This window comes from Streptococcus sp. 27098_8_91 (assembly GCF_041432385.1).
In the GTDB taxonomy this organism is placed as follows: Bacteria; Bacillota; Bacilli; order Lactobacillales; family Streptococcaceae; genus Streptococcus.
This window is the reverse complement of record NZ_JAPVZN010000014.1, coordinates 15,855-29,179: the sequence shown is the minus strand read 5'-3', so window position 1 is coordinate 29,179 and position 13,325 is coordinate 15,855. Positions and strand designations below refer to the sequence as shown.

Annotated in this window: 16 protein-coding genes; 2 read left to right on the top strand and 14 right to left on the bottom strand. The window is 41.9% G+C overall.

Annotation, left to right across the window (positions count from 1 at the left end; genetic code table 11):
• From O3611_RS09410 to typA, 3 genes are all read right to left on the bottom strand, one after another.
• The coding region (locus O3611_RS09410) for a G5 domain-containing protein (RefSeq protein WP_371608473.1) at positions 1-1,346 on the bottom strand (1,346 nt) is incomplete at its 3' end.
• A gap of 601 nt (positions 1,347-1,947) precedes the next feature.
• Positions 1,948-2,193 carry a DUF3165 family protein gene (locus tag O3611_RS09405; protein WP_311522530.1) on the bottom strand — a complete coding sequence of 82 codons (246 nt, stop codon included), beginning with the start codon at positions 2,191-2,193 and terminating at the stop codon, positions 1,948-1,950.
• A gap of 19 nt (positions 2,194-2,212) precedes the next feature.
• Complete coding sequence (gene typA / locus O3611_RS09400; protein ID WP_000164118.1) at positions 2,213-4,054, bottom strand: translational GTPase TypA; 1,842 nt, start codon at positions 4,052-4,054, stop codon at positions 2,213-2,215.
• Between the two features lie 161 nt (positions 4,055-4,215).
• On the opposite strand from typA, the gene O3611_RS09395 reads away from it, so the two are divergent.
• Positions 4,216-4,941 (top strand): 16S rRNA pseudouridine(516) synthase, encoded by a 726-nt coding sequence (locus O3611_RS09395; protein WP_371608472.1) that lies wholly within the window; start codon positions 4,216-4,218, stop codon positions 4,939-4,941.
• Between the two features lie 180 nt (positions 4,942-5,121).
• Here the strand turns inward: O3611_RS09395 and O3611_RS09390 are convergent, their stop codons facing one another.
• From O3611_RS09390 to O3611_RS09365, 6 genes are all read right to left on the bottom strand, one after another.
• A complete protein-coding gene (locus tag O3611_RS09390) occupies positions 5,122-5,505 on the bottom strand; it encodes a rhodanese-like domain-containing protein (RefSeq protein WP_075231465.1) in 384 nt (127 codons plus the stop codon).
• A gap of 5 nt (positions 5,506-5,510) precedes the next feature.
• A complete protein-coding gene (locus O3611_RS09385; protein WP_000646475.1) occupies positions 5,511-5,735 on the bottom strand; it encodes a YqgQ family protein in 225 nt (74 codons plus the stop codon).
• A 49-nt stretch (positions 5,736-5,784) separates the two neighbouring features.
• Positions 5,785-6,252: an ECF transporter S component gene (locus O3611_RS09380; RefSeq protein ID WP_371608471.1), complete on the bottom strand. Its 468-nt coding sequence runs from the start codon at positions 6,250-6,252 to the stop codon at positions 5,785-5,787.
• Positions 6,230-7,003 (bottom strand): bifunctional hydroxymethylpyrimidine kinase/phosphomethylpyrimidine kinase, encoded by a 774-nt coding sequence (locus tag O3611_RS09375; RefSeq protein ID WP_248035981.1) that lies wholly within the window; start codon positions 7,001-7,003, stop codon positions 6,230-6,232. The genes O3611_RS09380 and O3611_RS09375 overlap by 23 nt, the downstream gene beginning before the upstream one ends.
• Positions 6,993-7,742: a tRNA pseudouridine(38-40) synthase TruA gene (gene truA / locus O3611_RS09370; protein WP_371608470.1), complete on the bottom strand. Its 750-nt coding sequence runs from the start codon at positions 7,740-7,742 to the stop codon at positions 6,993-6,995. The genes O3611_RS09375 and truA overlap by 11 nt, the downstream gene beginning before the upstream one ends.
• Positions 7,743-7,828: 86 nt before the next feature.
• Positions 7,829-8,284 carry a GNAT family N-acetyltransferase gene (locus tag O3611_RS09365; protein ID WP_371608469.1) on the bottom strand — a complete coding sequence of 152 codons (456 nt, stop codon included), beginning with the start codon at positions 8,282-8,284 and terminating at the stop codon, positions 7,829-7,831.
• Between the two features lie 69 nt (positions 8,285-8,353).
• Between O3611_RS09365 and O3611_RS09360 the strand changes: the two genes are divergently transcribed.
• The gene (locus tag O3611_RS09360; RefSeq protein ID WP_371608468.1) at positions 8,354-9,013 is read left to right on the top strand and encodes an A24 family peptidase; all 660 of its coding nucleotides are present in this window, start codon (positions 8,354-8,356) and stop codon (positions 9,011-9,013) included.
• Here O3611_RS09360 and trpA read toward each other — a convergent pair.
• The 5 genes from trpA to trpD are packed head-to-tail and all read right to left on the bottom strand — an operon-like array spanning position 8,985 to position 13,315.
• On the bottom strand, positions 8,985-9,767 hold the full coding sequence (gene trpA / locus O3611_RS09355) for a tryptophan synthase subunit alpha (protein ID WP_311522537.1): 783 nt from the start codon (positions 9,765-9,767) through the stop codon (positions 8,985-8,987). The two genes, O3611_RS09360 and trpA, sit on opposite strands and share 29 nt — an antisense overlap.
• A complete protein-coding gene (gene trpB, locus O3611_RS09350) occupies positions 9,760-10,983 on the bottom strand; it encodes a tryptophan synthase subunit beta (protein ID WP_070677728.1) in 1,224 nt (407 codons plus the stop codon). The genes trpA and trpB overlap by 8 nt, the downstream gene beginning before the upstream one ends.
• Entirely contained in the window at positions 10,961-11,560 is a 600-nt protein-coding gene (locus tag O3611_RS09345) for a phosphoribosylanthranilate isomerase (protein ID WP_248035975.1), read from the bottom strand. Before O3611_RS09345 ends, trpB begins: the two co-directional genes overlap by 23 nt.
• Positions 11,547-12,314 carry an indole-3-glycerol phosphate synthase TrpC gene (trpC, locus tag O3611_RS09340; RefSeq protein WP_371608467.1) on the bottom strand — a complete coding sequence of 256 codons (768 nt, stop codon included), beginning with the start codon at positions 12,312-12,314 and terminating at the stop codon, positions 11,547-11,549. Before trpC ends, O3611_RS09345 begins: the two co-directional genes overlap by 14 nt.
• On the bottom strand, positions 12,311-13,315 hold the full coding sequence (gene trpD / locus O3611_RS09335) for an anthranilate phosphoribosyltransferase (RefSeq protein WP_371608466.1): 1,005 nt from the start codon (positions 13,313-13,315) through the stop codon (positions 12,311-12,313). The genes trpC and trpD overlap by 4 nt, the downstream gene beginning before the upstream one ends.
• Between the last annotated feature and the right edge of the window lie 10 nt (positions 13,316-13,325).

Below are 13,325 nucleotides of genomic sequence, written 5' to 3'. Positions count from 1 at the left end.
ACTGCCGTTAAGATAGTACGCTCGCCTGCAACACCTGCTTGAATGACACGTGTTTGACCCTTAAGTAAGTTCGGAGCATCCTGATAAACAGTATCATAAGCAATGGCTTCTGTCGTTACTTCAAGCTCTGGCTTCACCTCGACCAAGCTCGGAGTACTTTCGCTTGGAGTTGAAGTGGATTCTACCTTAGTGCCTACTGCTATGATTTCTGAAATTGGTTCCACAGTTACAGTGTTGGATTTGACTTGGCGGTCTTCCTTGCCATCTACAGTCGTCACTTCCGTTAAAATAGTGCGCTCGCCTGTAACACCTGTTTGAATGACACGTGTTTGCCCCTTAAGCAAGTCTGGATCGTCCTGATAAACAGTGTCATAAGCGACAGCTTCTGTCGAAACTTCAAGCTCTGGCTTCACCTCTTCTAAACTTGGAGTACCTTCACTTGGAATTGAAGTGGATTCTACCTTAGTGCCTACTGCGATAATTTCGGAAATTGGCTCCAAAGTCACAGTATTGGATTTGACTTGACGGACCTCCTTACCATCTACAGTCGTGACTTCCGTTAAGATAGTGCGCTCGCCTGAGACTCCCGCTCGAAGGACGCGGGTTTCACCCTTAAGCAAGTCCGGATCGTCCTGATGAAGAGTATCATAAGCAACGGCTTCTGTCGTAACTTCAAGCTCTGGCTTCACCTCGACCAAGCTTGGTATACCTTCGCTTGGAATTGAGGTCGATTCTACCTTCTCTACTTGTGGAGAATGAGGTTTTGTATCTTCAGTCTTAGAAATTTCCTCATTTTCTCTTACAAAGTAATAACCTGTAAATTCATAACCCTCAATCCTTTCTGGACTAGGCAAAAATTCTCCTGCAACTGTTTTGATGAGAGCTGGACGAAGCTCTACTAAGTTCTCCAAGGCAGAAACCGATAGAGCAGTCCCACCTACAGCCAAAACCGTCACTAGAAAGAGAGAGGCTCCCTTTCTCTTTTTAATGAGAGTGAGCGAAACTAACAAGATTCCTGTACCTAGCACAGGCAGGATAGCATTTGAAAACAAGCCAGTATCAGGTAACTTCGCAGTAGATTTACGGTAGACGAAGTAATAATCCTTACCTTCCTCCACTTGGATAGCATTTTCTTCAAACCAACGTAGTTCAGCCTTCAAAGATTCAGGTAGATCTTTATCTTCCACATAGTGTGACACTAGCTGGGGAATCCTCTCCTCTGCAAGCACAGCATTTCCGCTTGTACCTACAAAAAACAAACTCGTTCCCAATAAGACGGAACAAGTTCCTACTGCATACTTTCTCAAAGAAAAGCGTTGTTTTGCTTTAAAATGATGTTGTTTCATGATAAACTCCAATTTCGTATCTATTCCTTTTCCCAGTATATCAAAAATAGTAAACGCCTACAAAGGATTTGAATAATAAAATTGCCATATCTAACTTCTTTATCCAATTTTGAAAGAAAAGCAACCGTATTCTTTGTAAACATTCACAGTAAGAACGTAATTTCCTCCAGAAGTTCTTCTATTATCTGCCACTTAATAAAAATTTAGTGAATGAAAGTAGGAGGCCGATGAAGCTTAAAGAGCCTAAATTTCTAGATTATATAATATATTGAATCTAGAACAGTACACTACAACTGCTAAAAATATTTCTAGAAATTAGTTTGACTTTCCTAATCTCTCTGTTCATATCTTATTTTAATCCACTATATAAACATTTTCTCAATTTTAGATTTATAGTAGATCAAATACAAAACGGCACACTGTGAATTCTAAAAAATGCTAGAAATTGACTTAACTACTCTGGTAAATTTGTTCAGATTCTATTTCATTTCACTATACAAAGCAAAAACCACAAGTAAACTCAGTTTTACTGACTTCACTTGTGGTGGTTGTTTTTATCAAAATATTTACCGAATCCTAATAGAACTCCAAAGCCACATACCTATCTCTTTTTCACCGACATTAGGGAGATATCTCGTAAACTAAAGTAAGTAAGGACCAGCATGGCTACTGTGATAAAGAATTCTGTTGGTAGCTGAAAGATTTGCAGGATGGACAACATAAGCAAAATCACGAGGGAAACGAGACCAAAAACAAGAATTACAATATTAACCGTCCCCTTGATACTTTGAGGTGTCGCAAATACATAGAGTAAGAGTAATAAAATCCCTATGATTAAATAGACCATTTTCTGCTCTTTCTAGCTCTTATTCAGCTGATTTTTTCTTTTTGTTTGCTTTCTCACGCTCTGCCTTGTTAAGGATTTGTTTACGCAAACGAATAGATTCAGGCGTTACTTCCATGTATTCATCGTCGTTCAAGAACTCAAGTGATTCTTCAAGAGTCAAGATACGAGGAGTCTTGATAACCGCTGTTTGGTCCTTAGTTGCTGAACGAACGTTAGTCATTTGTTTCGCTTTCGTAATATTAACAGTCAAGTCATTTTCACGAGAGTTTTCACCAATGATCATTCCTTCGTAAACCTCAGTACCTGGGTTAACAAAGATTGTTCCACGCTCTTCGATAGACATGATAGAGTATGTTGTTGCCTTACCAGTATCGATAGAAACAAGGGCACCACGGTGACGTCCACCGATTTCACCTGGAATCAATGGCAAGTATTGGTCGAAAGTATGGTTCATGATACCGTAACCACGAGTCATTGACAAGAACTCAGTTGAGTATCCAATCAAACCACGGGCTGGAACAAGGAAAACCAAACGAGTTTGACCATTACCAGTTGAAATCATATCCAACATTTCACCTTTACGTTCAGAAAGACTTTGGATAACAGATCCTTGGTACTCTTCTGGTGTGTCGATTTGAACACGTTCAAATGGTTCACATTTAACACCATCAATTTCTTTTACGATAACTTCTGGACGAGATACTTGAAGCTCATAACCCTCACGACGCATTGTTTCGATAAGGATTGACAAGTGCAATTCCCCACGTCCTGATACAGTCCATTTATCTGGTGAATCAGTTGGGTCAACACGAAGGGAAACGTCTGTTTGCAATTCTGCTTGAAGGCGCTCTTCTACCTTACGAGAAGTGACCCATTTACCTTCTTTACCAGCAAATGGTGAATTATTAACTAAGAAAGTCATTTGAAGAGTCGGCTCATCAATGTGAAGAACTGGAAGAGCTTCAACTGCATCTGTTGGAGTAATGGTTTCTCCGACGAAGATATCTTCCATACCAGATACGGCAATCAAGTCACCAGCTTTGGCTTCTTGGATTTCACGACGTTCCAAACCAAAGAAACCAAAGAGTTTTGTGACACGGAAGTTCTTAGTTGTACCATCCAATTTAGAAAGGGTAACTTGATCTCCAACTTTTACACTACCACGGAAGACACGTCCGATACCGATACGACCTACGAAGTCGTTGTAGTCAAGAAGTGACACTTGGAATTGAAGGGGCTCATCTGAGTTATCAACTGGAGCTGGAATGTGGTCGATAATGGTATCAAAGATTGGCGCCATAGTCTTTTCTTGATCTGCTGGATCATCTGACAATGAAGATGTTCCGTTGATCGCTGACGCATAAACCACTGGGAAGTCAAGCTGGTCATCATCCGCACCAAGCTCGATGAAAAGTTCCAAGACTTCATCCACTACTTCTGCTGGACGAGCTGATGGCTTGTCAATTTTGTTAACCACAACGATAGGCACAAGGTCTTGTTCCAAGGCTTTTTTCAATACGAAACGAGTCTGTGGCATAGTTCCTTCGTAAGCATCTACGACCAAAACAACACCGTCAACCATTTTCATGATACGCTCAACTTCTCCACCGAAGTCCGCGTGTCCTGGTGTGTCCATGATGTTGATACGAGTTCCGTTGTAGGCAACTGCTGTATTTTTCGCAAGAATCGTGATTCCACGCTCTTTTTCAATATCGTTTGAGTCCATTGCACGCTCAGCTAACTCTGTACGCGCGTCAAGAGTTTCAGATTGTTTCAATAATTCGTCAACGAGGGTCGTTTTACCGTGGTCGACGTGGGCGATAATCGCGATATTACGGATATCTTCTCTTAATTTTGTCATGATTTCCTCTATTATATTCAAAAATTTATTTTCTAACTGAACGATTATACCACAATTTTAAGCAAATGACTTAATTCAAGTAAGTGTAAATGTTTTCAAAAGAAAATTCATTCCTTCTCTTTTCTTTTCAAAAGAACCAACTTGTGATAAGATAGGCTGGTATGCGTTTAGATAATTTATTAGCCCAGGAAAAAATCAGTCGAAAAGCCATGAAACAAGCTCTTCTGAAAAAAGAAATCTTTGTAGATGGACACCCTGCTCGTTCCCTTGCACAGAATGTTGATACAGGGTTGCAAGAGCTGATTTTCAAAGATAGAAAAATCCAAGGATACGAACACACCTACCTCATGCTCCATAAGCCAAATGGAGTCGTAACTGCAAGCAAGGATAAGAAACTCCCAACGGTCATGGACCTCCTTCCTCAGCATCTCCAGTCTGACCAACTCTACGCCATCGGTCGTCTGGATCGGGATACGACAGGGCTCCTCCTCTTAACAAACAATGGGCCTCTAGGTTTTCAACTCCTCCATCCTCAATACCATGTCGATAAAACTTACCAAGTAGAGGTCAATGGGCCACTAACTCCCGACCATATTCAAGAGTTCAAAGACGGGATTGTCTTTCTTGATGGAACTATTTGTAAACCTGCTCAACTTGAGATTTTATCCTCAAGTCCTAGTCTCAGCCAAGCCACCATTACCATCTCTGAGGGGAAATTTCATCAGGTCAAAAAAATGTTCCTCTCAGCCGGTGTCAAGGTCACTGCTCTCAAACGAGTTCAATTTGGAGATTTTATATTGGACCCTGAACTAGCAGAAGGTGACTTCCGACTTCTAAACTCACAAGAATTGGCAATCATTCGTGACTTTCTTAGAAAAAGTGGTTAAAAAATGAGGTTGGGACAAAAGATCCCGACCTCACTTTTTATTAGCAATCAAACTTTGACGCGGTTGCTGATTGAACTTTTTGTTCGTCTTTTAGACTCCAAAAAGCTCCTAATCATCCTCGCGGGGCTGGGACTACGAAATCGAGACTTTGTCTATCGATTTCTGTCCCGCCGCCATTTCTTATTTTTCAACTTTTACTTTCCCTGTCCAAGAATCCAATCCGTAAGAGAGGATATAGATTTCTGAGAAACCTTGTTTTTTCAAGAAAAGTGCTGCATTTGTGACACGTTGCGCACGTTGGTTTTCATAGAGAAGGACAGGTTTATCCTTGCGAAGAGCTGCAAGACTTGTCTTCAATTGGTTTGAAGGAATATTACGAGCTCCAAGGATATGTTTTTTGTGGAAGTCAGCTGGATCACGCAAGTCGATCAACTGACCTGTACGAATCAAAGACTCAAACTCTGCATTGTCTACAATTTTCGCTGCACGACGAATGCGAAGATAGTTGTATCCCATCCATGCCAACATCGCTACAATAAGTCCCCATAATACCCAAGTTACCATATTACCTAATCTCCATTTTTTTCTAAATAGTCTAATTCTAGTTTGTGCTCTCTGCGAAGAACAGCCTCCGCTTCAAGATAGTCCAGCTTGTCCATCAAGCCTGCATCATAGATTCGCGATAACTCGATCTTCATCAGTTCAATGTCATAGAGACGTTTTCCCATATAGACAATGATACCAAACTGTTTGAGAAATTGTTGCACATCGTAGAGTGTTTTCATAGCTTTCATTTTAGCAAATTATCAGAGTTTTTTCAATAGTTGCCATGGAAGACTATTTTTACTGCTTACTAATGTTCTTGATACTCCGATATAGAAGATACCCAACAACCATCCCAACAAAATTCTGTAACAGATTGTGAGGGACATCTAACCAGGCTTGCCCCCAACCTTTCATCCAAGCAGTCGCACATGCATATCCAGCTACCATGATGATAGTCGCCAAAACTAATCCAAGCCCCTGCCATTTTCCTTTAAAACCTGCAAAATATCCCTGCAGACCATGGAAAAGCAAGCTGAAGAACATCCAGTGAGGGTAACCTGAAATCAGGTCAATGAGGAAACCTCCTAGACCCCCAACGATGGCTCCTTCACGGCGCCCATAATAAAAAGCGGTAAAGAAGATTCCTGCATCTAAAAGCGTTAAGATTCCTGTTTGAGTTGGGATTTTTACAATATAACCTAAAACTACTGATAGAGCAGTTAGTATAGATAATAGGGCGATTTTACTTGTTTTGGTTTGCTTCATATTGTCTGACTCCATATTGATCTGCTTGTGCGATGGCACGGTAAACAAAGGCTTTAGAACTCTCAACTGCTGGTAAGAGCTCCTCTCCTTGTACTAATTGACTGGCAATGCTCGATGCAAAGGTACAACCTGCACCAGCATTTTGACCTCCTAAGACTGGATTTTCTAAAATGGTAAAGTCATGACCATCATAAAAAACATCCACAGCCTTATCCTGACTGAGGCGATTCCCACCCTTGATAATGACTGCTGGTGCACCCAAGTCATGTAATTTTTGAGCTGCAGCCTTCATATCTTCCAGACTTTCAATCTTTTGGTCTGCAAGCAACTCTGCCTCAGGAAGATTCGGAGTAATCACTGATACATAAGGGAAAAAGCGAATCAACTCTTGACAGAGCTCACTAACTGCAACGTCGTGCGTTTCCTTACAAACCAATACAGGGTCCAAGACTACTGGAACTCCTGAACTTTCCTTAATGAAATTCAATGCTTTTTCAGCAACACCGACTGTCGGCAAGAGACCAATCTTAATCCCTCCAAAGTCTACACTTTTCAGGCTATCCAACTGTTGTTGGAAAATAGTCTCATCTGTCGGGAAGACCTCAAAACCATTTTCCGTCAAAGCAGTTAAACAAGTCATGGCTACAAAACCATGCAAGCCATTCAAGGTGTAGGTCGCAAGGTCTGCTGCCAATCCACCACCACTAAAAATATCATTTCCTGAAAGTGCTAAAATACGATTATTCTTCATAACGAATCTCCTTCAAATACAAACCATTGGGTGCTGCAGTTGGTCCTGCCAACTGTCTGTCTTTTTTCTCCAAAATCAGGTCAATCTGTTCAATCGGCATACGGTTGTTACCAATTTTCAGAAGGGTTCCGACCATATTTCGAATCTGCTTATAGAGGAAGCCATTGCCAGAGAATGTAAAGGTCAAAAACTGCCCTGTTTCATCAACCCTAAGACTAGCTTCCGTGATCGTCCTAACCTTATCCTCCACACTAGTACCTGATGCCGTAAAACCAGTAAAGTCATGTGTTCCCTCTAGTTTTTTTACAGCTTCTTGCATCCGCTCCACATCGAGTGGATAGGGATAATGAGTCGCATAATGGCGACGCATGGGATTTTTAGGACGTCCTCTATCTACGATAAACTCGTAGGTCTTGCTATGCTTGACATAACGGCAATGAAAATCGTCAGCCACTATCTCAATCGAAATCACATCGATATCTTCAGGACTTTGGGTATCAAGAGCAAAACGAAGTTTTTCCTCATCCATCTGATAGGGAAGATCAAAGTGAATGACCTGTCCTAAAGCATGAACGCCACTGTCCGTTCGCCCAGCTCCATGAATGGTAATAGCTTGTCCCTTATTTAATTTTGTTAAAGTTTTTTCAATTTCCTCCTGAACACTACGAGCATGAGGTTGCCGCTGAAAACCAGCAAAAGCGTAGCCATCATAGGAAATTACAGCTTTATATCTAGTCATGTATCTATTTTATCAAGAAAATTTCTCTGCAACAAGTTTGAAAACCAAAAATTGTAAGGGGACAGTTCCTCGAAGTTATTTATGTTCTATCTGACCTTTTTCATGATGTATTTTCGTATAGGTACTTCAACCATTTGAACGATTTCAAATCCTTCTTTTTGGTAAAGATTATAAGCTGTTTGATTTGACTCGTAGACATTTAGAGAAATAGTATCTATGTCTTCATTTTCAAAGGCCAAACTAACAAATTTCCTTAAAGCCTGGCTACCTAATCCCTGCCCCTGTTTCTGGGGATTGATAAAAAATCTCCCGATATGAAGATTCCTGTCTTCTAGCCTGATTTTCTGGATGACACCTACAAACTCTTCTTCAGCAAAGATTGAAAAGATTCCTTCCAAATCTTGCAAGACTTGACTTGTCAAGGGAAAAGGAATCATTGTTCCCATCCATTGTACTTGAAAGGATTTGCCAAGGGAGTTGGACCATTGGCATACGAGCTGAGTGTTTTCTGTGCTCACATTTTCTTCAAAACGAATTGTCATCTTGACCTCACCATCTTATCTATGTTTCTCCATTATACTATTTCTTCCTTTTTTTCCGAATAAATAAGTATGATTCATTTTTACTTTTTTCTTGTAGGAGCTATTATTGCTTCCTTTCTAGGTCTTGTCATTGACCGCTTTCCTGAGCAGTCTATTATCTTTCCTGCTAGTCACTGCGATTCCTGTCAGACTCGTTTGAGACCACTGGATTTGATTCCAATTGTCTCTCAAGTAGTACATCGCTTTCGTTGTCGCTACTGTAACTCAAGCTATCCCTTTTGGTATGCTCTCTTTGAGTTTGGATTGGGGCTTCTCTTTCTAGCTTTCTCCTGGGAATTTCTAACCTTAGGACAACTTATTCTGATAACTGCTGGCTTGACCTTAGGAATCTATGATCTCCAGCATCAAGAATATCCCTTGCTAGTCTGGCTGATTTTTCACTTAATCCTCATGGTTTGCTGTGGTTGGAATCTAGTTATGATTTTCTTTCTTATACTGGGAATTTTGGCTCAGCTTATAGATTTCCGTATTGGTGCCGGTGATTTCCTCTTTCTGGCTTCTTGTGCACTTATTTTTAGTCTAACTGAAATGCTGATTTTGATACAGTTCGCTTCTACAACTGGCATTCTAGCCTTTCTCCTACTAAAGAAAAAGGAAAGGCTTCCTTTTGTGCCCTTCCTCTTGCTTGCTGCTTGCATGATTATTTTTGGTAAGCTACTGCTTGTCTGATAAAGTCAGCGATTTCTGCTACTTGTCCTCCATGTAGAGCCTTAACAATCTTGGAACCGACGATAACGCCATCTGATACTGCATTAAAGCGTTCTACATCAGCTTGTGTGGATACACCAAAACCGGTCAAGACTGGAATGTCAGCCACTTGATGCAGTTGAGCCAAGTGCTTGTCCAAGTCATCTCGGTAATTTCCTGCTTTCCCTGTCACCCCGTTAATGGCAACAGCATAAACAAAACCTTCTGCCCCTTCAATGAGTTCTTTTTGACGCTCCATTCCTGTCGTCAAGCTGACAAGTGGAATCAAAGCAATGTCTGTATTCACCAAAAAGGGCTCTACAAAGTTAGCATGCTCATGAGGCAGGTCTGGAATAATCAATCCCTTAACCGCTGTATCAGAAAGGTCTTTGACAAATTTCTCAATACCGTACTGAAAGAGGGGGTTAAAGTAGGTCATGATAACAAGTGGAACTTCTGTTTCAATAGTCTTCAAAGTTTCAACTAAAGCCTGGGTAGAGGTTCCGCGAGCTAGACTGCTCAAGCCTGCTTCTTCGATAACTGGACCGTCTGCAACAGGGTCTGAAAAGGGAACTCCTATCTCAATGGTAGACACACCCAAGTCTTCTAAAAAGTGGATTGTTTCAGCAAGACCATCTAATCCTTTTTCGTGGTCTCCAGCCATGATATAGGGAACAAAAATTCCCTTTCCTGCTGCTTTAATTGCATTCAATTTTTCTGTTAGTGTCTTAGGCATGAGCTTCTCCCTTCTTTGCTGCGTCTGCTTCCAAGCGGTCTTTAACTTGAACTACATCCTTGTCTCCGCGACCTGATAGACAGACAATCATAGACTTGTCTGGACCAAGTTCTTTGGCTAATTTCACCGCAAAGGCGATAGCGTGACTAGACTCCAAGGCAGGGATAATCCCTTCCACACGAGACAAGAGTTGGAATCCTTCCAAGGCCTCTTCATCTGTCACAGGAACATAGGTCGCACGCTTGATATCGTGGTAATGAGAATGTTCTGGACCGATACCTGGGTAGTCCAAACCTGCTGAGATAGAGAAGGCTTCTAAGATTTGTCCATGGGCATCTTGGAGAACATCCATGAGAGAACCGTGAAGAACTCCTGGGCGACCCTTGGTCAAGGTAGCTGCGTGATGCTCTGTATCCACACCAAGTCCTGCCGCTTCAGCTCCATACATAGCTACAGATTCATCTTCCACAAATGGATGGAAGAGACCGATAGCATTAGAACCACCACCTACACAGGCTACTAGGGCATCTGGCAAATCTTGCCCTGTCAAGTCACGGTACTGTTGTTTTGCTTCTCGACCGATAACACTTTGGAAATCACGCACAATTTCTGGAAAAGGATGAGGCCCCAAGGCAGAACCAAGGATATAGTGGGTATCATCGATGTTGGCTACCCATGAACGAAGGGCTGCATTGACCGCGTCTTTAAGCACGCGCGAGCCATCTGTTACAGCTTCCACCTTGGCTCCCAAAAGTTCCATACGAAAGACATTGAGGGCTTGGCGTTTAACATCTTCCTCACCCATATAGATAGTACATTCCATGTTGAAAAGGGCTGCAGCTGTTGCAGTTGCTACACCGTGCTGACCGGCACCAGTTTCAGCGATAATTTTCTTTTTGCCCATGCGTTTAGCAAGAAGAACTTGGCCCAAGGCATTATTAATCTTGTGGGCACCTGTATGGTTGAGGTCTTCACGTTTGAGGTAAATCTTGGCTCCTCCAATATGCTGGGTCAAGTTTTTTGCGTAGTAAAGAGGTGTTTCACGTCCTACATACTGGCGCAAAAGTTGGTTTAACTCTTCTTGGAAACTTGGATCTGCCTGACTTTCACGATAAGCTTCTTCCAACTCCAATACTGCTGTCATCAATGTTTCTGGAACAAAACGTCCACCGAATTTCCCGTAAAATCCATCTTTATTTGGTTCTTGATATGCCATTCTTTACCCTCTCTATAAATCTTCTAATCTTTTCATGATCTTTTTGTCCGTCTGTTTCTACTCCGCTTGATACATCTACTGCAAAGGGAGAGAAATGCTGAATTGCTCTTGCTACATTGTCCTCATTTAGCCCGCCTGCGATGAAGAAAGGCCGGGCTAGTTCTGTCGTATCCAGTCGGCCCCAGTCAAAGGTTTGTCCACTCCCTGCCACAGGAGCATCAAAGAGTAGATAATCTGCCTGAGAATTGGGTACATGCCCATTCCCATCAACTTGTACAGCTTGAATACTGGCACAAGGTAAATTTTCAAATAGTTTATCTACTACCTGACCGTGAACTTGTGCAAAGTCCAAACCAACTTTGTCTACCGCTTCTAACAGTTCTGCCCGACTGGGTGAAACAAATACTCCAACTTTTTGAATATGGCTAGGAATAAACTTAGCCAGCTCTGCTGCTTGTTCCAAGGTCACCTGTCTTTTGCTAGGTGCAAAGACAAAACCAATGTAGTCTGCTCCAGCCGACACAGCTGTTTTTACCGCTTCTTTGGTCGATAGTCCACAAATCTTAACCTTTGTCAATCTGCAACTCCTTGATTCTCTGGGCTACATCTTCTGCCTGCATGAGGGCTGTTCCTACTAAAATTCCGTTAAAGTATGGTGCTACTCGTTTTGCATCCTCCTCTGTAAAAATAGCAGATTCAGAAATGTACAAGCAATCATCCTTAAAGTGTTTGGCCAAGTCTAAGCTGGTCTGCAAGTCGACTCCAAAGGTTGTCAAATTGCGATTGTTGACACCAATAATTTGAGCTCCAAGTCTATGAGCCACTTCCAGTTCAGCAAGATTATGAGTTTCCACCAAAACTTCTAGACCCAGTTCTGTCGCATAGTCATACAGTTCCTTGAGGCGTTCTTCTGATAAGGCCGCTACGATGAGTAAGATAACTGTTGCACCTGCATTGCGAGCACGGATGATTTGCTTTTCATCGATAATAAAATCCTTGTTTAAAGTCGGAATCTGTACCTGACTGGAAATCTCACGAAGGTAATCCAAATGACCTTTGAAGAAAACCTCATCTGTCAGAACAGAAATCATAACAGCGCCGTTAGCCTCGTAAGTCTGGGCCTGTTGAAGGATATCCACATCCAGATTGATATCACCCATACTTGGACTCGCCTTCTTGACCTCTGCAATGATTTGCAGACGTTCTTGATGCTTTTTCAAATATTCAGCCAAACGATAGCTTGCTCGCAGGGGCTGAAGTTCCTCTCGTTCCATCGTTTCAACTTCACGCGCCTTTTGCTCTAGGATACGTGACAAAAATTCCTGACTCATTTTTGGTACTCCTGTAATAGTCGAAGTTTTTCAAGGGCCTTACCACTAGCAATTACTTGACGTGCCAATTCAACTCCGTCCTTGATACTGTCTGCTTTACCATTGGCGTAGAATCCTAGACCAGCATTTAAAACGGTTGTTTCCAAGAATGGACTTGGTTCGTTATTAAGAACGCTAACAAGAATGGCTGCATTCTCATGAGCATTACCACCACGAATGTCCTCAATAGCAATGCGTTCCATTCCCAAATCTTCTGGGGTAAAGGTTGACAAAGTGATTTCACTATTTTCAAGAAGGGCAATGCTGGTAGTACCATTCAAACCAGCCTCATCCAACCCTTCTGGACCAGCTACTACAATAGCGCGTTTGCGACCCATGTTTTTCAAAACCTGAGCAGTACTTTCTAGAAGTTCTGGACGACTAATTCCTAGAAGCTGTGTTTCCAAGACCATTGGGTGAATCAGTGGACCTGTCAAATTCATGATGGTTGGAATTCCCAACTCCAAGCGTGCTGGCATGATATATTTCATAGCTGGGTGCATGTTTTTGGCAAAGAGAAAGACGATTCCTGTTTGGTCAAATACCTTACCCAGTTGTGATGGTTTGAGATCAATATTGATTCCCAAAGCTTGCAAGACATCTGCTGACCCAGATTTAGAAGAAATAGAGCGATTTCCATGTTTGGCCATGTGGATTCCTCCACCTGCCAAGACAAAAGCTGCAGTTGTTGAGATATTAAAGCTAAACGACTTATCTCCACCTGTACCGCAGTTATCCATAGCATCTTGAATATTTGTTGGAATGTGTTGAGCATGTCCTCTCATAACTTGAGCGAGGGCTGTTCTTTCTTCAGGTGTTTCCCCCTTCATCTTAAGGGCTAAAAGGAGTGAAGCAATTTGTGCTTCTGTCACTCGCCCTGTCACGATACGTTCGATCACATCTGTCATTTCAACACTTGATAAATCTTCAAAGTTCGCTAATTTTTCAATAATTTCTTTCATTTTGTGTTCC

Excerpts from the sequence above, each read along its gene's own strand:
- trpC (WP_371608467.1), bottom strand. The coding sequence starts at position 12,314 with ATGAGTCAGGAATTTTTGTCACGTATCCTAGAGCAAAAGGCGCGTGAA.
- O3611_RS09380 (WP_371608471.1), bottom strand. The coding sequence starts at position 6,252 with ATGAAGCAAACCAAAACAAGTAAAATCGCCCTATTATCTATACTAACT.
- truA (WP_371608470.1), bottom strand. The coding sequence starts at position 7,742 with ATGACTAGATATAAAGCTGTAATTTCCTATGATGGCTACGCTTTTGCT.
- trpB (WP_070677728.1), bottom strand. The coding sequence starts at position 10,983 with ATGGCATATCAAGAACCAAATAAAGATGGATTTTACGGGAAATTCGGT.
- O3611_RS09405 (WP_311522530.1), bottom strand. The coding sequence starts at position 2,193 with ATGGTCTATTTAATCATAGGGATTTTATTACTCTTACTCTATGTATTT.
- O3611_RS09385 (WP_000646475.1), bottom strand. The coding sequence starts at position 5,735 with ATGAAAGCTATGAAAACACTCTACGATGTGCAACAATTTCTCAAACAG.
- typA (WP_000164118.1), bottom strand. The coding sequence starts at position 4,054 with ATGACAAAATTAAGAGAAGATATCCGTAATATCGCGATTATCGCCCAC.
- trpD (WP_371608466.1), bottom strand. The coding sequence starts at position 13,315 with ATGAAAGAAATTATTGAAAAATTAGCGAACTTTGAAGATTTATCAAGT.
- trpA (WP_311522537.1), bottom strand. The coding sequence starts at position 9,767 with ATGCCTAAGACACTAACAGAAAAATTGAATGCAATTAAAGCAGCAGGA.
- O3611_RS09395 (WP_371608472.1), top strand. The coding sequence starts at position 4,216 with ATGCGTTTAGATAATTTATTAGCCCAGGAAAAAATCAGTCGAAAAGCC.
- O3611_RS09375 (WP_248035981.1), bottom strand. The coding sequence starts at position 7,003 with ATGAAGAATAATCGTATTTTAGCACTTTCAGGAAATGATATTTTTAGT.
- O3611_RS09365 (WP_371608469.1), bottom strand. The coding sequence starts at position 8,284 with ATGACAATTCGTTTTGAAGAAAATGTGAGCACAGAAAACACTCAGCTC.
- O3611_RS09360 (WP_371608468.1), top strand. The coding sequence starts at position 8,354 with ATGATTCATTTTTACTTTTTTCTTGTAGGAGCTATTATTGCTTCCTTT.
- O3611_RS09390 (WP_075231465.1), bottom strand. The coding sequence starts at position 5,505 with ATGGTAACTTGGGTATTATGGGGACTTATTGTAGCGATGTTGGCATGG.